Raw genomic sequence first — 22,206 nt, forward strand, 5'->3', positions numbered from 1 at the left:
ATTACAATTCATTATTTTTTTGACGTTACAAGAACAACCGTTGGATATCATTCCACGTGACAACGATCATCAGGAGCATTAAGAGTGCAAAGCCTACAAAATGCACCATACCTTCTTTTTGCGGGTCAATCGGTTTTCCGCGCACGGCCTCAATTCCAACAAACAAGAGTCTGCCCCCATCAAGTGCTGGAAGCGGCACCAGGTTAACAATCCCTAGGTTAACACTTAAAATAGATGTCCACATCAGGAAGGTAAAAAAGCCTGCCTCCACAAATTTGTCTGTTGCATCGTAAATGCCAACCGGTCCAGATAATGTTTCGATTGGAAGCTGGCCGGTTACCAACATGCCTAAATTAGTCAGAATCAATTTGGTGAAATCATAAGTTTGCACGAAACCATACTGAAATGATCCCGTAAAAGTTTGTTCAAACATATGCGTAACACCCAATTGACCGTACGTTCTGCCTTGTGATTCCATTTTGTCAGGAACAACGGAAATTTGAGCTGTATCACCATCTGCCCGCTCGACGGTCATATTCAGTTCCTCGTCCGCATTCTTCTGAATGATTGCGGTAAATTCGTCCCAAGTCGAAATCGGATTTCCATCAACTTTGATAACTTCATCACCGTGCTGGAACCCTGCATCAGCAGCTGGAGAATCAGGAACCGCCTCGTCAATAATGGCTTCTTCAGTAGGTACTCCCTGAATCAGACCAATAATAATGAACAGAATGATAGCCAGCACAAAATTCATCATCGGTCCTGCAAATAATTGCATTGCACGTTTTCCGACACTTTTTGAAGCAAATTGCCGGTCATACGGAGCAATTTGCGTCTCAGTTTCGTCCATCACATAAAAAGCCTTTGGATCAACGTCAAAATGCAATGGCTGATCTTCTTCATCAACTTCATAACCGTCAATGGTCAACGCATGATCCAAATCGGTTTTTGATACCTCTATTACACGCGCATTCGGATGTTTTGATTTATGATTAACAATTATTTTGTTCACTTTACCATTGTCATTAAATTCCAATCCTATGTGTTGTCCTGGTTTCAGTTCCACAATTTCCGGGTCTTCGCCGGCAACACGCACATAACCACCGATTGGCAGCAGCCGAATCGTATAGACAGTTTCATTTTTGGTAAAAGCGAAAACTTTAGGACCGAATCCGATAGCAAATTCCCGCGCCAACATGCCGGCTCGCTTTGCAAAAATCAAATGGCCAAGTTCGTGAATAAACACGAGTAAGCCAAACATAAGTATAAACGCTATAACAGTAGTCATCAGCAGACGCACCTTCCTTTAGTCAATTCGGAGATAATCAGTGTTCCCGAGTATCGACCATATTGAAAAAATAATCAGGAAAAGAAATTTATAAAATGCAGTATTGGCAGCACGAACAGCAAACTGTCCAACCGGTCCAAAATACCCCCATGTCCCGGCAGCAGATCACCTGAATCCTTCACACCGTAGTGCCGTTTAAACGCCGACTCTACAAGATCTCCAATTTGTCCGAATACCGATACGAGTACAGTAACCAGTATGACAATTACCATCGGGTAAAATGGCTCAATCAACTGAAAAACTGCCCCGGCAATACAAGCTGCAACAACGCCGCCGGCAGCACCTTCAATTGTCTTATTCGGGCTGATCATCGGCCACAGCTTTTTCTTTCCGAAAGCCCGTCCAGCAATATATGCTCCAGTATCCGTAACCCAAATTATAATCAAGACATAAAAAATATGGATTAAACCGTCAAAATCCCCGCTGCTTCCCCGCGTTGCCAAAAGGTAATAAAAACCCATACCTACATATATGGTAGAAAGCAGAATGAAACCTGCATCATCAAAAGTAAACTTATTCTTAACCAGTACCGTATATGACAAAAGAATCAATACAAACAGCATGATTATTTCTGATTTGGTAAACCATACCACCGGAATTATATCTGTTGGTTCTTGCATAAGGAGCAGCCATAGCAGAATGACAGCAAGAAAAGATGGTACTGAGTATTTGCCGATATCCCGCATCCGCAGTAGTTCGATAAGTCCGACGGTTGCAAGAAAATAAACAAACAACTCAAAATACAAACCGCCGAATATGACAAATGGTATAAATATAATGAATGCTAAAATTGCTGTTATAACGCGTTGCTTCATATCATTTCCAACACCTTAAATACCTCCGTAGCGTCGTTTTCTCCGCTGATAATCCTGGAGGGCTGTTCTGAAAATTTCTTCAGAAAAATCAGGCCACAGCACATCCGTAAACCAGAATTCAGAATACGCAACCTGCCAGAGCAAAAAATTGCTCAGACGCTGTTCGCCACTCGTTCTGATTAGTAAATCGGGGTCAGATAATCCTTTTGTATACAGATATTCTGAAAACTTTTCCTCATCCACTGCGTCTATTGACAGCTCTGATGAATCAACGTCAGTCATTATTTGTTTAATGGCGCGCATGATTTCAAACCTACTACCATAGTTTAAAGCAAAGTTTAATAATAATCCATCATTACCTTTTGTCTGTTCTTTGGCATACTGGATTGACTCCCTCGTATAATCAGGAAGACCATCAAAATTACCGATTGTCTCGATTTTTACATTATTGTCCATTAACTCAGGTAAATATATATGTAAAAATTCTTTAGGCAGCCTCATCAGGTAATCCACTTCCGACCTTGGCCGTTTCCAGTTTTCGGTGGAAAACGCATATAGTGTAAGAATACGAACGTTACAGTTACGTGCTACTTTGACAATTTTCTTTACTACATCCATACCTTCTTTATGCCCGGCAATGCGGGGTAAACCACGCTTTTTTGCCCAGCGGCCGTTTCCATCCATTATGATAGCTACATGATTCGGGATATTTTCCATATCGAATTGATTGTCGTCTTTTTCTTTTTGTTTATTTTTAAAAAAGGGAAGTTTTAATGACATAGTTTGTCCTCCGACTTCAGTTGATTATCCTTATACAATTCATAAATTTTTATGGGGAATTCAAGCTCACGCACGTTCAATTGCGAAAGGCCCTATTTCAACTCATGCAATAAAAGATTTCCTTAACCGCAAATATAGGAAAATAACTGGTATATTTATTATCCTATTATGATGAAATACTATTATATCACTATATTAGATAAATTTTTATAACGATTTCCTTAAAATCCAAGAAAAACCCATTTCACATCCGCTTTAAACAAAAACGATGCTTTTCTTGAATTCCAAAGCCTGACCAGTTGTTCCGAATTAAGAAACAAAAAGGCTGGGACAAAAGTGTTTCATCAACTGAAAAAACGAATTAAATGGTAAGCTCCGCCGCTCCGGAAATATACTTCGCTCGTCTGTAGCATAGTTCGTCTTTTGAGTTACACTTTTTAATTTGTCCCAGCCTCGTGTGTGCTTTTTATTATCAACGTATTAGCCTGTTTAAACTTCCATTATTTCGTTTTCTTTTTGTTTTGCAAGTTCGTCAATCTTATTTATATGCTTGTCAGTCTCTTTTTGAACATTTTCCTGTTCGTCTTTCAAGTCATCCTCAGACATGTTGCCGTCTTTTTCGTCTTTCTTCAACTGATCATTAGCATCACGGCGAATATTCCGGACTTGCACCTTTGCTTCTTCCGTATATTTACCAACAACTTTATTCAGATCTTTACGCCGTTCTTCGGTAAGAGCAGGTATATTAATCCGAATAACATTGCCATCACTTGATGGTGAAATGCCCAAATCAGCTTTCTGAATTGCTTTTTCAATATCACTTATTGAAGACTTATCAAATGGAGTGATGACCAACAGCCTTGCTTCCGGAGCTGAGACTGTCGATAACTGATTAAGGGGTGTTGAAGCACCATAATAATCAACATAAACACTATCCAGCAATGATGGATTTGCACGCCCAGCCCGAACTGTTGCCAAGTTTCTTGTAAAGGCCTGAACCGCCTTATCCATTTTTTCACGCGTTTCCTTCAAATTTCCATCTGCCATTATTTATTCCCCCTTATAGTCGTTCCAATCGTTTCACCTTGGACAACACGCTTAATATTACCTTCTTCCATAATCGAAAATACGATTAATGGAATATGATTATCCATGCATAATGAAGACGCGGTGGAGTCCATCACACCAAGCCCTTCATTCAGCATTTCCAAATAGGAGATTTCCGAGTACTTTTGCGCCTGTTTATTTTGTTTCGGATCATCCGAATAGACACCGTCAACACTATTTTTAGCCATTAAAATCACTTCTGCTTCAATTTCTGCAGCCCGTAATGCGGCTGTTGTATCGGTAGAGAAGTAAGGATTTCCGGTACCTGCAGCAAAAATGACAACACGTTTCTTTTCCAGGTGCCGAATTGCTTTTCTTCTAATATATGGTTCAGCAACCTGTCGCATTTCTATTGATGTTTGCACCCGGGTTTCAATACCGATATTTTCCAGACTATCCTGCAGTGCAAGGGAGTTCATAATAGTTGCCAGCATACCCATATAATCAGCAGTTGCACGATCCATCCCCATCTCACTGCCTACCTTGCCGCGCCAGATGTTTCCGCCGCCGACAACGATAGCTACTTCTGCTCCCAATTCAGCTACTTCCTTTATTTGGGATGCAATGGACTGAATTACTTTCGGTTCAATGCCATAGCCTTGTTCACCGCTCAAAGCCTCTCCACTTAACTTTAACACAAATCTACGGTACTGAGCTGTCGTCATAATTACCTCCATAGGGATATTATATTATTTTCTGGTCCAAACAAAAAGCTAGCGAAATAGGGAACAATGAACTGTTCCCCATTTGTCAGTCTGACTATTTTTTCATTTGGCTCTTAACTTCCTCGGCAAAGTTTTCTTCACGTTTTTCCATTCCTTCGCCGACTTCAAAACGATTGAAAGATTTAACGGAAGCGCCCTTATCAGATACATATTTCTTCACCTTCTGATCAGGGTCTTTGACGAAATTCTGTTCCAGCAGGCAAATTTCTTCAAAGAATTTCCCAAGACGCCCTTCCACCATTTTTTCTACGATATGCTCAGGCTTTCCTTCATTCAATGCTTGAGTTTTAAGTACTTCACGCTCACGGTCAACCTCTTCTTCTGAAACAGCGTCACGTGAAACATAACGCGGATTAACAGCAGCTATGTGCATTGCAATGTCTTTGGCAACCTGTTCATCAGTCGTGCCTTCTAAAAGCGTTAAAACTCCAATTTGTCCACCCATATGAAGATATGCTCCAAAAGCATCATTATCAGTTTTATCAACTAAAGCAAAACGGCGAAGTGAAATTTTTTCACCAATTTTAGCGACAACAGAGTTAATATAGTGTTCCACGGTATCCCCTGTACCATGAAGCTTTTGTTGAAGTGTTTCTTCAGTTGTTTCAGGCTTTTGAGTAACAATATGCTTACCCAACTCCGAAAGCAATTCCTTAAATTGATCATTTTTTGTAACAAAGTCTGTTTCACAGTTTACCTCGATTAATGCAGCAGTATTTCCTGCAACTTCAATATATGCAGAACCTTCCGCAGCAATGCGGTCTGCTTTTTTAGCTGCTTTCGCCATACCTTTTTCACGCAGAAAATCAACTGCTTTATCAATGTCTCCATCCGTTTCCTGTAGTGCTTTTTTACAATCCATCATTCCGGCACCAGTTTTTTCACGTAGTTCCTTAACTAATTGAGCTGTAATTGCCATTTGTGTGAATCCTCCTTCATCTTACCAAAAATTTTTCCGAAAAAAGGTGATAAAAGGCTTATTCCCCCTTATCACCTTTCCAGTACCCTGTTACGCTTTATCTTCGGCAGTGTTTTCAGCAGCTGCTTTCTTTTCTGCTGGTTCCGGCTGTTCCTCGCCTTCAACTTCCTGCACTTCTTCCAATTCTTCACCCTGCTTCACTTCCAAAACGGCATCTGCCATTTTGGAAGTTAAAAGCTTGACTGCACGAATTGCATCATCATTAGCCGGGATGACGTAATCAATTTCATCCGGGTCACAGTTTGTATCAACAATTCCGATAATCGGAATATTTAATTTATGCGCCTCAGCGATGGCGATACGTTCTTTACGTGGATCGATAACAAACATAGCGTCCGGCAGTTTGTTCATTTCTTTAATTCCACCAAGGAATTTAACCAGACGATCTTTTTCTTTCAATAAATCAACTACTTCTTTTTTCGGAAGCACTTCAAACGTTCCATCTTCTTCCATCCGTTCGATGTCTTTCAATCGATTAATACGCTTGCGGATTGTTTGAAAGTTCGTAAGCGTGCCACCCAACCAGCGCTGGTTAACATAGAACATACCAGAACGGGTTGCTTCATCACGTACAGATTCCTGTGCTTGCTTCTTCGTACCAACGAAAAGAATGGAACCTCCGTTTGCAGCAAGATCTTTTACGTATTTGTACGCTTCATCAACCTTTTTAACTGTTTTTTGCAGGTCAATGATATAAATGCCGTTCCGTTCCGTGAAGATGTATTTTTTCATCTTTGGATTCCAACGACGAGTCTGGTGACCAAAATGTACACCAGCTTCCAACAATTGTTTCATCGAAATTACTGACATAATTTATTCCTCCTAATGGTTTTTCCTCCGACCGGGTCATTTTCACATAAAACCAGTTCATCTGGCACCTTCTATGCAAATCACCGAGCGTGTGTTTTATAACCAGTTCACTTTCGACAGATGAACATAGTCTTACACCAAAAGTTAATATATCATAACACAGTACAGCAATCAAGTATTATTGTGCTATTTTTCAAGGCTGTTTCAATTGTGTTTTGACACAAAATCCATAAACTGCGACATATATTCTATAATTTCGTCCACTTTCTCGCCCTACCGCCCGGGATCGCTTCGAGCGGATGCTTTCACCACTGGCATAAGTGCGACATGTATTTCCGCAGCGGTGGTAGAACATCATACTGTGTCGCAGTTTACTTCAATTGCGATAGGTAAAAAATTAGCGTTTTTTTAAAAAGTAACCATCCTTAACATATTTTACTTCAAGTCTTCCGTCTAAATCTAAATAATCAGCAGCCTCATTTCATTTAAGAAAGAAGGCTGCTGATTTGTTTAGGACATTTATCCACTATTAAGATTGTGCAATGCACTTATCTTGACCTTAATTTTTCCAGCTCCACTAGGAATTTATCATTCAGGACCTTAATATATGTTCCTTTCATTCCGAGTGAACGGGATTCGATAACGCCGGCGCTTTCCAGCTTACGAAGCGCATTAACAATTACCGACCGGGTAATACCGACTCTATCTGCTATTTTACTAGCTACAAGCAGGCCTTCATGTCCATTTAACTCTTCAAAAATATGGTCGATTGCTTCAAGTTCACTGTAAGACAATGAGCTGATTGCCATTTGAACAACTGCCTTACTTCTTGCTTCCACTTCGATTTCTTCTGTTTTTTCATGAAGAATTTCCATACCAACGACAGTGGCACCATATTCTGCAAGCAGAAGGTCATCGTCACTGAAACTGTCAGTCAAACGGCTTAAAATCAACGTCCCAAGACGCTCGCCGCCACCGATGATTGGTACAATGGTTGTCAGACCGTTTTTAAACAGCTCGCGGTTTTCAACAGGGAAAGCTGTATAAGGACTGTCAATATCAAGGTTCGCTGTAGTTTCATAAATCCCGTAAAGTCCCTGCGTGTATTCTTCCGGAAACTGTCTATCTTCCAACATCGTTTTCATGCGATCATTTTCAATTTCCTGATTAATCGCAAAACCTAATAATTTACCGCGTCTGCTGAGGATGAAAATATTTCCTTTGATTACCTCCCTCAGTGATGCAGACATCTCGTTAAAGTTCACCGACTTGCCTGTTGCTTTCTGCAGCATTGCATTAATTTTTCTGGCTCGATCTAAAAGTTCCATAATTATCCTCCATTCGATATTTCGATTTATAGTATAAATTGACTTAAATCTTTATTTTTTACGATATTACTTAATTTCTGATTTACATATTCACCGGTGATGTCCACCTTTTCCATATTTATATCCGGAGCCTCGAACGATAAATCTTCCAAAAGTTTCTCAAGGATGGTATGAAGTCGTCTGGCACCGATGTTATCTGTATCTTGGTTAACGTCATATGCAATTTCTGCCAGTTTATCTATAGCTTCGTCTGTAAAAATGACATTTATACCTTCCGTTTTAAGCATGGCTGTATATTGTTTCAGCAATGCATTGGACGGCTCTTTTAAAATACGCTTGAAATCATCTACTGACAGTTTATCCAATTCAACCCGAATCGGAAATCTTCCTTGCAGTTCAGGGATTAAATCGGACGGCTTAGCCATATGAAATGCACCTGCAGCAATGAAAAGCATATGATCCGTCTTAACAGGGCCTTGTTTAGTTACCACTGTTGACCCCTCTACAATTGGTAAGATGTCCCGCTGAACACCTTCTCTTGACACATTTGCTGAGTTATCCTGTTTCGCCGCAACTTTGTCAATCTCATCAATAAAGATTATCCCGGATTGCTCAGCACGCTGAACGGCTTCCTGCGCTGCCTCTTCCATATCAACAAGCTTTTGTGCTTCCTGCTGTGTTAATATTTTCCTGGCTTCAGCAACAGAAAGTTTTCGCTTTTTCTTTTTCTTCGGCATAAATTGTCCAAAGGCATCCTGCATATTCATACCCATTTGTTCCATACCCGACCCCTGCAGCATATCAAACATGGATGGCGGTGTTTCTTCTATTTCCACCGTTACAATGCGATCCTCCAGTTCACCTAATGCAAGTTGATGCTCAATTCTGCTTCGCTTGTTCTTTATTTCTTCATCTTTTGAATCATCGTCATCATCTTCTTCATCGTGCTGACCGGGAAACAACATTTCAAATGGGTTTTTCATATTGTTTTGTTTTTTTTCCTGAGGCACCAGCAGTTTCACAAGCTGTTTATCGGCTTCCTTTTCCGCCTGGCCTTCCACCTCACGCATCTTCTCTTCCTTCACCATTCTTAGAGCCATTTCCACCAGATCCCGGACCATGGATTCAACGTCACGGCCTACATATCCCACTTCGGTAAATTTAGTGGCTTCCACTTTCACGAAAGGTGCACCGACGAGTTTAGCCAGGCGCCGGGCAATTTCAGTTTTGCCAATTCCTGTAGGACCGATCATAAGAATGTTCTTTGGGACAATTTCATCCTTGATCGTATCATCGAGTTTCATCCGCCGATACCGGTTTCGCAATGCCACAGCTACTGACTTTTTGGCACTATTCTGACCAATAATATATTTATCCAATTGACCCACAATTTGTTTTGGAGTGTAATCAATTCCCATTGATACCAAAGGCCTCCTTACTTATTCAAGTACCTCTAAAGTTATACGGTCATTCGTATATACACATATTTCACCGGCAACCTCAAGTGCTGCCTGTGCAATTTCTTTAGCGGCCAAATCCCCGGAATATCTGACTAAAGCTCTCCCTGCACTCAATGCATAATTACCGCCCGAGCCGATTGCAAGGATGCCATCATCAGGTTCGATTACTTCTCCTGTCCCTGATACCAGAAACATCTTTTCTTTATTCATGACAATCAACATTGCTTCCAGTTTACGAAGCACCTTATCACTTCGCCATTCCTTTGCCAATTCAACCGACGCTCTGGCCAGATTTCCATCAAATGCCTCCAGCTTTCCTTCAAATTTTTCAAAAAGCGTGAATGCGTCCGCAACAGAACCGGCAAACCCTGCTAAAACCTGCCCGTTAAATAAAGTACGTACTTTTCTGGCTTTATGTTTCATTACGACGGCATTACCCATTGTAACTTGACCGTCACCACTCATGGCACACTGGCCATTATGCTGAATCGCAAAAATAGTTGTGGCATGAAATTCATTTGCCACGTTGATCACCTCTTTGATCAGAATTATGACCATTCGCTCTGGGATGCGTGTTCATATACACACTTCGTAACCGATCCTTTGTCACATGTGTGTATATCTGCGTAGACGACAAAGTTTCATGTCCCAGAAGCTCCTGAACACTTCGAAGATCCGCTCCCTCATTCAGCAGATGTGTTGCAAACGTATGACGGAGTTTGTGCGGATGAACATGTACTGTTAGTGCAGCTTTTTCTACCATCTTATTGAGAATCAGCCGCATTCCCCTTGCTGTAAGCGGCCTTCCTTTTGCATTCAAAAAAACATGTGTTGTTGGAACCTGGAACTTTTGCAAAAGCTGATTTCTTCCATCATGTATGTAGGTTTCCAGGGCAATTTCGGCAAAACGTCCAAAAGGTATATAACGTTCCTTATTCCCTTTACCTTTTATAAGCATTGTCCCAACAGAAAAATCAATATTGTTTAAATGCATCCCCTGACACTCACTGACACGTATCCCCGTGGCATACAAGGTCTCCAAAAGCGCCTGGTCCCTTTGCCCCAAGGGGTCCGATAAATCATTCACTTCGAACAGCTTCTTTAACTCTTCCTGGTATAAAAAATCAGGAATTGGTTTATTCGCTTTCGGAAGTTTCACATGTGCAAAAGGATTTGTACTGACATAACCCTCCCTATCCAAAAACTTATAAAAACTTCTAAGACTGGATAATTTTCTGGAAACAGTCCGTCTGTCTAGCTTCCGGTCAAATAAAACCGTCAAGTATAAACGCACCTCATTATACCCAACCTGCTCCAGTCCACCAGCCTCTTCCGCATTTAAAAAGTTAAAGAAACCTTCTAAATCTTTTTCATAGTATTTAACGGTGTAGGGGGATGCATTTTTTTCAATTTGCAAATATTCAATAAACGCATCACGTTGTATCTTATAATTGTTCAATTTTTCACCCCGTCAAACAGCGAATAAATCATAACATATAAAGTTGTGGAAAGCAACAAACTTAACAAAATTATATTAAAATTCTGAATTGAACTCAATCCTATTTTTTCAAATCCTTGGATTGCTGTCAAGCATATTTACTTACCAATGGACAATTATAGCTTTTACTTTTAAATTCGTCAATGAACAACAATTGAACTTTTTAGAAAACTTGGTTGTCGACCCATGATAGTTTCTTAACTGCTAAAAGTTATAATAACTATAACAATTATTTGAACAATTTCAGTTGTTCAATTTTATCCTTCGTTTCAGGGGTACCCAATCCATGGATAAACTTATAAATTTTAATTAAATGCTGATCATATTTTGAACGCTCATCATCAGCACCCCATTCGTCAAACGGCTTGCCCAAGTGATCAATAGCATTCTTCCCATCTTTCCGTGTGTCTCTAAACAGTTCTTTTAATTCTTTTACTTCCTCATTGGTTGCTTTTATTTCAAATTCGATTTCATTATCAGGTATTGACATCTCACGTACTTCTTTAAAATCCACCGAAACAAAATATGATTTAAGCTCATTCATTTTAAATCCTCCTTCCATATAGCCATCATTCCCTTATACATACAGTTAAAACCATTTAGCTGAGAACACACAAAAAAGCTACCCAATCGGATAGCTAATTTTGTGCATTTTCTTTGTAATCACAATTTGTACATTGAATACGGGTTTCCTTTTTACCCTTTTTTTCAACAAGCAGTGAGTCGCATTTCGGACATGGTCTCGAAATTGGTTTATCCCATGAAACAAAATCACATTCAGGATAACGATCGCAGCCATAAAAAATTCGTTTCTTTTTCGATTTACGTTCAACAACATTGCCCTCTTTACATTTCGGGCATTTAACTCCTATTTCTTTCAGGATTGGTTTCGTATTCCGACATTCCGGAAAGTTTGAACATGCCAGGAATTTACCATACCGGCCCATTTTGTACACCATTTCATGACCGCAATTCTCACACGTAATTCCTGCCGGCTCATCACGGATTTCGATTTTCTCCATTTCCTCTTCGGCTACTTCAAGACGTTTGCTGAAATTTTTATAAAACTCATCCAACAAATGAATCCATTCTGTTTTTCCTTCTTCAATAGAGTCCAGATCATCTTCCATTTTCACCGTGAAATCCACATTGATTATTTCAGGGAAAAACTCCTCCAATATATCAATGACGATTCCGCCAAGCTCTGTCGGCACAAAACGCTTATTATCAATGCTTACATAATTCCTGCGTTGGATTGTATCCAAAGTAGGTGCATACGTAGAAGGACGTCCTATTCCCAATTCTTCCATTGTCCGGACGAGTCTTGCTTCCGTATATCTCGGAGGCGGCTGAGTGAAGTGCTGATTTGGAGTAATGTCTTTAGCCTCAACTGTCATACCTTCTGAGAGATCAGGAAGAAATTTATTCTCATTTTTTTTCTTGTCATCCGAGCTTTCCACATACACTTTCATAAATCCTTTAAACTTTACCTTTGAGCCTGTTGCCCGAAAATCGACACCATTATTTGAAAGGTGGACTGTCATTGTGTCCATGATTGCCGGAGCCATTTGACTTGCCAGAAACCGTTCCCACACAAGTTTATACAACCTGTATTGATCTCTGGACAATACAGGTTTTAGCGACTTCGGATCACGTACAACTGATGTTGGACGGACAGCTTCGTGAGCATCCTGTGCTCCTTCCTGTTTCTTGCTTTTTTTATTATAGCCCAAATAATTTTTTCCGTACTGATCCTCAATGTACCCTTTTGCTTCTTCTTTTGCTGTGTTGGAGATACGTGTTGAGTCAGTACGCATATAAGTAATTAAACCGGTGATGCCGCCGGATTTCTTTCCAAGATCGATTCCTTCATATAATTGTTGTGCCACCATCATCGTTTTCTTGGCCCGAAAATTTAATTTGCGGGCAGCCTCCTGTTGCAGTGAAGATGTTGTAAATGGCTGTGCGGGATTTCGCTTTCGTTCACGGCGATTTACTTTGTTCACGGTGAACGATTTACCTTTCATTTTCTTCATCACATCGTTAACATCCGACTCCGTTTTTAATTCCTGTTTCTTTCCGTCAATTCCATAAAAAGAGCCTTCAAATGATTCCTTGTCCTTTAAAAAATTGGCTTCAATTGACCAGTATTCTTCCGGCTTAAAGTTTTCAATTTCCTTTTCCCGGTCGATAATCAGTTTTACAGCAACTGACTGAACACGACCTGCGCTGAGTCCTTTTTTAACTTTTTTCCAAAGTAAAGGGCTGATATTATACCCGACAAGCCGGTCAAGGATTCTTCTCGCCTGCTGTGCATCAACCAGATCATTATCAATTGACCGGGGATGTTTAAATGACTCTTTAATTGCATCTTTCGTAATTTCATTAAATACTACACGGCATTGGGAATTTTCATCTATTCCCAGGGCATAGGCCAAATGCCAGGCAATTGCCTCTCCCTCTCTATCAGGGTCGGCAGCCAGATAAATTTTCTTTGCCTTTTTAGCTGACTTTTTCAAATCCTTCAATACGTCACCTTTACCGCGGATTGTTATATACTTGGGTTTAAAATTATTTTCTGTATCAACACCCGTTTGACTTTTGGGCAGGTCTCTCACATGACCCATGGATGCTTTTACTTTATATTTCTTTCCTAAATAGCGTTCGATCGTTTTTGCCTTAGCCGGCGATTCAACGATCACCAGGTAATCTGACATGAACTTTCCTCCCAAAATGAGGTTACCATATAAAATTTGGAAATCTTCACTAATATTAAATACTTACCATACATTTGTCAACTTACTATGAAAATAGTACGAACATTAACTTAACAGTTTGTAGTTTGCGCCCATACGCTGCCAATCCTCTATTATATCCTGTGGGTCCTGAACCAATTTGGCGCCATCCTGTATCATTTTATGGCAACCCTTTGTTTGTGCCAAAATAGGATTACCCGGCACTGCATATACTTCCCGTCCTTGATCCAGCGCCTGATCCACCGTAATCAGTGTTCCGCTTCGTTCAGTCGCTTCAATTACCAGTGTTCCGAAACTCAAACCGCTGATGATCCGGTTTCTTTCCGGAAAATAATAACGCTTTGGCGGTGTATTTGGCGGGTACTCCGAGATTACGAGCCCATGTTCAGCTATTTGATCAAATAAAAGAGAATTGTGTTTTGGATAAATATGATGAAATCCACCGCCCAACACAGCAATAGTCATTCCATCATGCTTCAGGGTATGCCGATGTGCCATACTGTCAATTCCGGATGCCATACCGCTGACAACAACCCATTTTTTTAGTATTAACGGCACTACAAACGCCTCCATTTTCGACAGCGCTTCTTTCGATGGTTTACGTGTCCCAATAACACTTATTAGTGGAAATTTATTCAGTAATGACGGGTTTCCGAAAGCATAAAGGACGAGTGGCGCATCTTTAATAGTTTTTAACACAGTGGGATAGTCTTCGTCAACTAAAGTAATCGTGCGGTATGAAGAAACATCATGTACAATCTGCTTAATTAATGAAGGATTACGAAGGTCGGAATAAAGGATTGAAGCCTGTTTATGCGGAATTCCAAAAAATTGATTGATCTCCGTTGCAGTAAACTTGTAGATGCTTTGAAGGGTGGGGTCATAGCGGAAAAACTTTCTGACTGACCTGCGTGTAATTCCACGGCACCTTGTCATATGAATTAAGCGTTTACGGACTGCTTCCAATAGGTCACTTCCTCTTTACAAAATTATATAATGGGAACCCAAAACATCACAGTTTTGGGTTCCTCATATTACTTAATGTGTTTTACATTTGTCATTCAGGTTGTTCTCTTTTAACACACCAATCATCGTATCACCGATTTCTGCTGGCGTCTCAGCAACCTTAATACCGCAGTCATTCATAACACGGATTTTTTCATCTGCTGTGCCTTTACCACCGGAAATAATCGCACCGGCATGGCCCATACGTTTTCCTGGAGGTGCAGTAGCGCCGCCAATAAAGCCAACAACAGGTTTGTTCATATTCGCTTTTACCCATTCAGCCGCCTCTTCTTCAGCAGTACCGCCGATTTCTCCGATCATAACAACCGCTTCTGTTTCGGGATCATCGTTGAACGCTGATAATACATCAATAAAGTTTGTTCCATTAACAGGATCGCCACCGATTCCTACAGCGGTTGTTTGGCCATACCCTTCCTCAGACAGCTGATGCACCGCTTCATATGTTAGTGTTCCGGAACGTGAAACAACGCCGATATGACCTTTTTTGTGGATATATCCAGGCATAATTCCAATTTTACATTCATCAGCGGTAATAACGCCTGGGCAGTTTGGACCTACCAAACGGGTTTTCTTACCTTCCATATAACGTTTTACTTTCACCATATCCATGACCGGAATATGCTCCGTTATACAAATGGCAAGATCAAGTTCCGCATCTACCGCTTCAAGAATGGCATCTGCCGCAAATGGAGCTGGAACATAGATTACCGAAGCAGTTGCACCTGTTGCATCAACCGCTTCTTTCACTGTATTGAATACAGGAACACCCTCCACTTCTGTTCCGCCTTTTTTCGGTGTTACACCGCCAACAATTTTTGTACCGTACTCAAGCATTTGTTTTGTATGGAACTTGGCTGTACCGCCAGTAATTCCCTGGACAATAACTTTTGTATCTTTATTTACATATACACTCATTTTCGTCCGTCCTTTCTACACAATATCTGTACGTATTATTAAAATGTGTGCTTCATAAGCGGAACCAACCAATTGGTCACGCATTAAACAAATAATGATTCCAACCGAATTACTTAACCATGGAGACTATTTTCTCTGCACCATCAGCCATGGATCCAGCTGAAGTAATGTTTAAACCTGATTCATCAAGAATTTTCTTGCCTCGTTCAACATTTGTACCTTCCAGACGCACAACAAGTGGAAGTTCCAGACCAACCTGTTTCGTCGCCTCGACAACACCTTCAGCAATTACATCACATTTCATGATGCCGCCAAAGATATTGACAAAAATCCCTTTTACATTGGAATCGGACAAAATGATCTTAAATGCTTCGGTTACTTTTTCTGCTGTTGCACCGCCTCCAACATCGAGGAAGTTAGCAGGTTCTCCGCCTTGATGCTTAATAATATCCATTGTTGACATGGCCAGCCCTGCACCATTTACCATACATCCGATATTTCCGTCTAATGCAACATAGCTTAAGTCATATTTGGATGCTTCAATCTCTTTTTCATCTTCTTCATCAAGGTCACGCAATTCCATAACATCTTTTTGACGGAACATTGCGTTATCATCGAAGTTTAATTTTGAATCCAATGCCATTACCTGACCATCGCCTGTTGTTACAAGCGGGTTAATTTCAGCAATCGAGCAATCTTTTTCCACAAAAACATTATAAAGACCTGTCATAAATTTCGCAGCTTTACCAATCAATTCATCAGGAATATTAATATTAAATGCCAGTCTGCGAGCCTGGAATCCGGATAAACCTACAACCGGGTCAATTACTTCTTTAAAGATCTTCTCAGGAGTATTTGCTGCTACCTCTTCAATTTCCGTACCACCTTCTTCTGATGCCATCATCACAACACGGGAAGTGGCACGATCAAGTACCAGGCCAACATAGTATTCTTTCTTGATGTCAGACCCTTCTTCAATTAGAAGACGCTTTACTTCCTTTCCTTCAGGACCGGTTTGGTGAGTTACCAATGTTTTCCCTAAAATTTCATCTGCGTATGTACGCACCTCATCAAGATTTTTAGCAAGCTTTACACCGCCGGCTTTACCACGGCCACCAGCATGGATTTGTGCTTTCACTACTTTTACGGGACCATCAAGTTTCTTTGCAGCCTCAACTGCTTCGTCTACCGTATATGCAACATGTCCGTTTGGAACATTTACACCATAGCTTCGCAAAATATCTTTGCCTTGATACTCATGAATGTTCATCTTTCATCCTCCCATCAAAATTCACTGCATGTCCATTGTATAAAAAAACATAGAATTTCACAAGAAATAGCGAATCATGCCGAATGCTCTGATTGTATATACCTGCCTAACGCGGTGAGGCTTCCCGGACTGGAGCAAATGAATTCCGGTGATATGGCGTTGTACCGTAACTCCTAAGCGCTTCCAAATGCTCTTTTGTACCATAACCCATGTTGGAAGCAAAGCCATAGACAGGATACGTTTCATGCAGTTGCTTCATTTTGGTATCACGTGTAACTTTCGCCAAGATACTAGCAGCAGCGATTGAAACACTTTTTTGGTCACCTTTTGTGATAGCTTCGGATGAGCAAGGCAGCTTTTCAAGAGTAACCGCATCAATAAGCACATGATCCGGTTTTGGATCAAGCTGATCAATCGCCCTATACATTGCCAGTTTTGTAGCTTCATAGATATTAACCTGATCAATTTCCTGGTTCGATAAAATTGATATACCATAGCTGACTGCATTTTTTTTAATAATATTATAAAATTTGTTTCGGGTTTTTTCATTCAGCTGCTTCGAGTCGTTCAATCCAAGTAACTTAAAATTCTCAGGCAGGATAACGGCTGCAGCGACTACAGGGCCTGCAAGCGGACCGCGTCCTGCTTCGTCTATCCCGGCAATAAATTGATGCGATTTGACATAACTTTTTTGTTCATACCAGCACATCCGCGTATATTGTTGTTCCAGTTCATGTTCGTTTAATTTCTTTTTATCGTATCGTTCAATTAATTGTTGCACACCTTTACGTTCATCAGTTCGCAGTTCGTTAACAAGTGTACCTGTTACATTATCACTTTCCAATAACTGTTTAATGACTGCAATAGACTCCTTTTTCACCCTATCACCTTATCTCTTTAGTAATATCTGTTGTTCTGATTAAAGATTGTCGTTATTACACAAAGTCCATAAACTGCGACATAGTATGATGTTCTACCACCGCTGCGGAAATACACGTCGCTTTCACTTCCAGCATAAGAGCGACATCAGCTCAAGAAAGTCACTTTCGCTGTGTCTTCTTTACCGTGGGCGGCTGATGAGCCTCCTTGTGCTCGTCGTGTTGCAAGCATATTCAGTGGTGTTACACTCCTCGCAAAAAAGATCGCTACCGCGCTGCGGAGTCTCATCTATGCCTCTGCACCCGAGTGAAGGAAGGCCGACTAAAACCGGCCTTTGCGGCCAACGTCGGCATACCCCTTTGTAGGGGCACGTATTTCCTCCGCTATTTTTACGTTTATGACACTATGCTTGAATCGAAATCGTTGTAGAAAAACGGACAATACCACTACACTAGTCCGGGTGAGTGGAGGGCGGTGACTCCTGCGGGAACAGCACGAGTCCGAAGACCCCGCAGAGTGGTTTTCTCAAGGGGACTGAGGCCGTGCCCGCGGAAAGCATCCGCCCGGAACGATCCCGGACGGCAGGGTGAGAAGCGGACATGATTATAGAACACATTCCAGCAGTTACGTCGCAGTTTTGTTCAACTGTGAGAGCAAAAGTGCAACAATTCCCGGAAGGATCCCCACGATGATTACTAGTCTTGTTATGGTGTTTCCAGCGTGATTCTGCCAAGTCTTCCGGTTCTGAGATCACGAATTACCAGGTCTGATACTTTGTCAAAGTTTACGTTGCCGCCGCTTTCAAGAGCTCCCCGTCGTTTGCCAATCAATACGAAAACATCCCACATGTCATCCATTTCCGAATCAATCGAATAGCGCTCCATGAGTTGCTCCGGATAGTGCTCCTGCATATATGTAATAACGAATGCTACGATATCCTGCATGGAAAGCAGTTTATCTTTAATCGTACCGATTGCTGCCAACCGGTAACCAACCAGTTCATCTTCAAATTTTGGCCATAAAATCCCCGGCGTATCCAAAAGTTCAAATTCATTTTGAACTTTTATCCACAGCTGTTGTTTGGTTACTCCTGGCTTATCACCTATTTTTGCAATTTTTTTATTGGCTAGCCGATTGATCAAAGAAGATTTGCCTACATTGGGAATTCCCAAAATCATGCCCCTTCCAGGTCTCGGGTTAATTCCTTTTTTCTTAAGCTTATCCATTTTTGACTGGCTCAGTTTCTTGCCAAGCCGAATCACTTCTTTTATGTCTGCCTTATTGTTGACATTGACAGCAACTGCAGGTATACCAATTGCTCTGAAATAAGCAATCCACTCTTCTGTTTGCCGTTCATCAGCCAAATCCTTTTTCATAAATACCATCATTTTAGGTTTATCCAGCAGTATTTGCTGAAGCATCGGATTTTGTGAGGAGAATGGCGCGCGCGCATCCACTAACTCCATCACAAAGTCAACCAATTTCAGTTTTTCTTCCACTTCACGCTTAGCTTTTGCCATATGTCCCGGAAACCACTGTATCGTCATTATTTATTCACCCTAATAATTCATTATTTGCATTCGGTCAAACGGCCAGTAGATTAAATTAGCAGTTCCAACAATCTTATCCATGGATATTAAACCCAAAATCCGGCTGTCAGTTGAATTTCCCCGGTTATCCCCCAATACGAGCACATGGCCTTCAGGGATTTTTTCATAACCACCCGGAAGTTCTTCCAGTCTGAAATCATCTGTATATGTATTTTCCCCTTTTTTCATCTGGTCTATAAAAGGTTCATCTACTTTTTTTCCATCAATAAACAGTTGATCTTCTTTAACGGCTACATGCTCACCAGGTAAACCAATAACCCGTTTAATAAAGTCTTTTCTATCGGAAGCATGAAAAACAACAATATCGAATCGCTCCGGTTCAGCCACATCATAAATAATTTTGTTGACTATCATTTGATCCCTGTCGTGAAGTGTCGGCATCATGGATGGACCATCAACAACAATAGGAGCAAAAAAGAAAGTCCGAACAATAAAAATTAACGCAAAAGCAATTAATAATGCCTTCGTCCACTCAAACCATTCACTTTTCCGTTTCTTCATATATTCCCCTCCAGCACTAACCTAATCATTGTTGTTACGTATAGCATTGATTCTGATTCATCACTCAGATTGGAAGTCACCTGCATTCGCTCCAACCAAATGATACTTTACAATGTTATCAACAAAAAAGGAGCTTGCACCATATAAGCGAAGCTCCTTTCCCTACAATAATTTCTCTATCGACGTTCTTTGATACGTGCTGCTTTTCCGCGAAGATTGCGAAGATAGTATAGTTTAGCGCGCCTGACAATACCACGACGAGAAACTTCAATCTTTGCAACTCGAGGTGAATGCAACGGAAATGTACGTTCAACACCAACACCGTAAGAAAGCTTTCTTACTGTAAATGTTTCACTGATTCCACCGTTTTGGCGTTTAATAACAACACCTTCAAAAACCTGAATACGCTCACGTGAACCTTCAACAACTTTCACATGGACCTTTACCTTATCTCCGGGACGGAAATCAGGATGATCCGTGCGAAGCTGATCTTTTGTGACTTCTTCAATCAGTTTTTGCATCCTAGTCACTCCTTCCAAACCAATGCTCATATCCGGCTACGGGAAAGCGGAACATCGTTTTTACGCTTAAAGTAAATACTTTAAGAACAACAATTAATATACCACACTGTTACGGTGAGTTCAACAATATTTTAATAATTGTTCTTAAGCTCTTCCCAGATTTTTAAATCATTTTTGGACAATAAATCAGCATCAATTAAATCTTTACGTCTTTCATATGTTCGTTTCAAAGATTCTTTGCGACGCCATGCTTCAATTTTTGCATGATTGCCGGACAGCAGTACGTCCGGCACCTTCATTCCTCTAAAATCAGCAGGGCGTGTATAATGCGGATGCTCCAGCAATCCGGTTGAAAATGAATCCTTTGGTGCAGAATCCTCATTTCCAAGAACCTCCGGCAAAAGTCTGACCACACTGTCAATCACGACCATCGCGCCAAGTTCTCCTCCGGTTAAAACATAATCACCAATAGAAATTTCATCGGTAACAAGATGTTCCCGGATTCGTTCATCATACCCTTCATAGTGACCGCATATGAACACAAGATGGTCCTCTTTAGCCAGTTCTTCCGCCTTGTTTTGGTTATATGTTGCCCCTTGTGGACACATCAGGATAACCCGCGGTTTTGTCGATTGTTTTTCTTTCAGATCATCCACTGCATCAAAAATCGGCTGCGGGGTTAATACCATGCCGGCACCGCCGCCGTATGGATAGTCATCAACCTTGGAATGTTTGTTTTCCGTATAGTCCCGAAAATTTACCAGGTTATAGCTGTATTTTGCTTTGTCATTTGCTTTCTTCAAAATCGAATGGTTGAATACGCTTGAAACCAATTCGGGAAATAACGTTAAGACATCAATATGCATTAGTCGAGCAGCCCTTCCATCGGTTCAATAATCACTTTTTTGGCGGAAATGTCCACCTGCTTTACTACATCCTCTATAAAGGGCAGCAATGCATCTTTTTCCTGATGCCGCTTCACCACCCATACATCATTAGCACCCGGTGATAAAATTTCCTTGATCACACCAACTTTTTCATCATTTACAGTATAAACGTCACACCCAATGATTTCATAATAGTAAAATTCATTCTCGTCCAGTTCTGTTAACTGTTCCGAAGTGATTTTCAGAAAACCACCTTTAAATTGTTCCACATCATTAATCGTATCGTATCCCTTAAACCGGATCAGGTCATATCCTTTATGGATACGATGAGTGGCGATTTCCAGTTCAAGCTGCTGCCCGTTCTCGTTTTCCAGATACAATAAATTTCCCGACACAAAGCGTTCCTCAAAATCGGTAATACGCAGCACTTTTACTTCACCATTAATTCCATGTGTATTGATTATTTTCCCTGCGTTGAACATTTTTTCTGTCATGATTTCACCTGCTACCCATCAATACGAACGACTATATCGTCTTTGATGACAATCGCCGTTTCCTCTAAAATTTCTTCCCAATGCGAACCTTCCGTCACTTCAACAAGAGCCTCAACCTCTTTTTCAGTGATTTCACTGCCGATTTCCAGCATATCCAATTGTTCGATTTTAAACTCAGCCAATTTTATTTTTTCTTTACGGTTCTTAATCTCCTGCTGAAACCTTTGAGAAAGCTCCTGTTTGGAAACACCGGACCTGTTCAATAACTTGCGCTGTTCAAATAACAGCTGTTGACACTCTTGTTCAAGCCGCATTTTATGATCATAAAATTTTTTATGCAAATTCTCCTTGCTTTTCTCGGTAACAATTTGTTTAATCAGGACCTTTTTAATGATTTGCACTACTGTTCCTCACTCTCTAAACAGTTTAGTTATAGGTACAAATGTTTAGAAAACTTGGTTGTCACCAAGAGTTTAGGTGACAGCCTTAGTTGCACG

General features: G+C 40.8%; 23 protein-coding genes. All 23 read right to left on the bottom strand.

The annotated features are described in order from the left end of the window. Nucleotides 1-25: 25 nt before the first annotated feature. On the bottom strand, nucleotides 26-1,288 hold the full coding sequence (gene rseP / locus ABD010_RS16065; protein ID WP_343815333.1) for an RIP metalloprotease RseP: 1,263 nt from the start codon (nucleotides 1,286-1,288) through the stop codon (nucleotides 26-28). A 74-nt stretch (nucleotides 1,289-1,362) separates the two neighbouring features. Next, a complete protein-coding gene (locus tag ABD010_RS16070) occupies nucleotides 1,363-2,163 on the bottom strand; it encodes a phosphatidate cytidylyltransferase (protein WP_343815336.1) in 801 nt (266 codons plus the stop codon). Nucleotides 2,164-2,178: 15 nt separating this feature from the next. After that, the gene (uppS, locus tag ABD010_RS16075) at nucleotides 2,179-2,943 is read right to left on the bottom strand and encodes an undecaprenyl pyrophosphate synthase (RefSeq protein ID WP_343815339.1); all 765 of its coding nucleotides are present in this window, start codon (nucleotides 2,941-2,943) and stop codon (nucleotides 2,179-2,181) included. 489 nt (nucleotides 2,944-3,432) lie between these two features. Continuing rightward, a complete protein-coding gene (gene frr / locus ABD010_RS16080; protein WP_343815342.1) occupies nucleotides 3,433-3,990 on the bottom strand; it encodes a ribosome recycling factor in 558 nt (185 codons plus the stop codon). After that, complete coding sequence (gene pyrH / locus ABD010_RS16085; protein WP_343815345.1) at nucleotides 3,990-4,715, bottom strand: UMP kinase; 726 nt, start codon at nucleotides 4,713-4,715, stop codon at nucleotides 3,990-3,992. Before pyrH ends, frr begins: the two co-directional genes overlap by 1 nt. Before the next feature lie 94 nt (nucleotides 4,716-4,809). Beyond that, a complete protein-coding gene (tsf, locus tag ABD010_RS16090; RefSeq protein ID WP_343815348.1) occupies nucleotides 4,810-5,694 on the bottom strand; it encodes a translation elongation factor Ts in 885 nt (294 codons plus the stop codon). A gap of 90 nt (nucleotides 5,695-5,784) precedes the next feature. Next, nucleotides 5,785-6,564, bottom strand: a complete 780-nt coding sequence (gene rpsB, locus ABD010_RS16095; protein ID WP_343815351.1) for a 30S ribosomal protein S2 — start codon at nucleotides 6,562-6,564, stop codon at nucleotides 5,785-5,787. A gap of 548 nt (nucleotides 6,565-7,112) precedes the next feature. Continuing rightward, nucleotides 7,113-7,892: a GTP-sensing pleiotropic transcriptional regulator CodY gene (gene codY, locus ABD010_RS16100; protein WP_343815353.1), complete on the bottom strand. Its 780-nt coding sequence runs from the start codon at nucleotides 7,890-7,892 to the stop codon at nucleotides 7,113-7,115. A gap of 26 nt (nucleotides 7,893-7,918) precedes the next feature. Further along, complete coding sequence (gene hslU / locus ABD010_RS16105) at nucleotides 7,919-9,310, bottom strand: ATP-dependent protease ATPase subunit HslU (RefSeq protein WP_343815356.1); 1,392 nt, start codon at nucleotides 9,308-9,310, stop codon at nucleotides 7,919-7,921. A 21-nt stretch (nucleotides 9,311-9,331) separates the two neighbouring features. Next, entirely contained in the window at nucleotides 9,332-9,877 is a 546-nt protein-coding gene (gene hslV / locus ABD010_RS16110; protein WP_343815359.1) for an ATP-dependent protease subunit HslV, read from the bottom strand. Then, a complete protein-coding gene (xerC, locus tag ABD010_RS16115) occupies nucleotides 9,867-10,811 on the bottom strand; it encodes a tyrosine recombinase XerC (protein WP_343815362.1) in 945 nt (314 codons plus the stop codon). The genes hslV and xerC overlap by 11 nt, the downstream gene beginning before the upstream one ends. Nucleotides 10,812-11,079: 268 nt before the next feature. Further along, nucleotides 11,080-11,394 (bottom strand): hypothetical protein, encoded by a 315-nt coding sequence (locus ABD010_RS16120; protein ID WP_343815365.1) that lies wholly within the window; start codon nucleotides 11,392-11,394, stop codon nucleotides 11,080-11,082. Nucleotides 11,395-11,488: 94 nt separating this feature from the next. After that, complete coding sequence (gene topA / locus ABD010_RS16125) at nucleotides 11,489-13,567, bottom strand: type I DNA topoisomerase (RefSeq protein ID WP_343815368.1); 2,079 nt, start codon at nucleotides 13,565-13,567, stop codon at nucleotides 11,489-11,491. A gap of 105 nt (nucleotides 13,568-13,672) precedes the next feature. After that, nucleotides 13,673-14,572: a DNA-processing protein DprA gene (gene dprA, locus ABD010_RS16130; protein ID WP_343815370.1), complete on the bottom strand. Its 900-nt coding sequence runs from the start codon at nucleotides 14,570-14,572 to the stop codon at nucleotides 13,673-13,675. A gap of 72 nt (nucleotides 14,573-14,644) precedes the next feature. Continuing rightward, nucleotides 14,645-15,547 (bottom strand): succinate--CoA ligase subunit alpha, encoded by a 903-nt coding sequence (sucD, locus tag ABD010_RS16135; RefSeq protein WP_343815373.1) that lies wholly within the window; start codon nucleotides 15,545-15,547, stop codon nucleotides 14,645-14,647. A 109-nt stretch (nucleotides 15,548-15,656) separates the two neighbouring features. Beyond that, nucleotides 15,657-16,817: an ADP-forming succinate--CoA ligase subunit beta gene (sucC, locus tag ABD010_RS16140; RefSeq protein WP_343815376.1), complete on the bottom strand. Its 1,161-nt coding sequence runs from the start codon at nucleotides 16,815-16,817 to the stop codon at nucleotides 15,657-15,659. A gap of 106 nt (nucleotides 16,818-16,923) precedes the next feature. Continuing rightward, nucleotides 16,924-17,697 (bottom strand): ribonuclease HII, encoded by a 774-nt coding sequence (locus ABD010_RS16145; RefSeq protein WP_343815378.1) that lies wholly within the window; start codon nucleotides 17,695-17,697, stop codon nucleotides 16,924-16,926. A gap of 703 nt (nucleotides 17,698-18,400) precedes the next feature. Then, nucleotides 18,401-19,243, bottom strand: a complete 843-nt coding sequence (ylqF, locus tag ABD010_RS16150; RefSeq protein WP_343815382.1) for a ribosome biogenesis GTPase YlqF — start codon at nucleotides 19,241-19,243, stop codon at nucleotides 18,401-18,403. Between the two features lie 12 nt (nucleotides 19,244-19,255). After that, complete coding sequence (gene lepB, locus ABD010_RS16155; RefSeq protein WP_343815385.1) at nucleotides 19,256-19,807, bottom strand: signal peptidase I; 552 nt, start codon at nucleotides 19,805-19,807, stop codon at nucleotides 19,256-19,258. Between the two features lie 176 nt (nucleotides 19,808-19,983). Further along, nucleotides 19,984-20,328 (bottom strand): 50S ribosomal protein L19, encoded by a 345-nt coding sequence (rplS, locus tag ABD010_RS16160; RefSeq protein ID WP_343815388.1) that lies wholly within the window; start codon nucleotides 20,326-20,328, stop codon nucleotides 19,984-19,986. A gap of 131 nt (nucleotides 20,329-20,459) precedes the next feature. Next, a complete protein-coding gene (trmD, locus tag ABD010_RS16165) occupies nucleotides 20,460-21,194 on the bottom strand; it encodes a tRNA (guanosine(37)-N1)-methyltransferase TrmD (RefSeq protein ID WP_343815391.1) in 735 nt (244 codons plus the stop codon). Then, a complete protein-coding gene (gene rimM, locus ABD010_RS16170; RefSeq protein ID WP_343815394.1) occupies nucleotides 21,194-21,709 on the bottom strand; it encodes a ribosome maturation factor RimM in 516 nt (171 codons plus the stop codon). Before rimM ends, trmD begins: the two co-directional genes overlap by 1 nt. An 11-nt stretch (nucleotides 21,710-21,720) precedes the next feature. Continuing rightward, nucleotides 21,721-22,110, bottom strand: coding sequence for a YlqD family protein (locus ABD010_RS16175; protein ID WP_343815397.1), 390 nt, complete (start codon nucleotides 22,108-22,110; stop codon nucleotides 21,721-21,723). Nucleotides 22,111-22,206 lie beyond the last annotated feature (96 nt).

Source organism: Virgibacillus siamensis, assembly GCF_039522605.1.
In the GTDB taxonomy this organism is placed as follows: Bacteria; Bacillota; Bacilli; order Bacillales; family Amphibacillaceae; genus Lentibacillus; species Lentibacillus siamensis.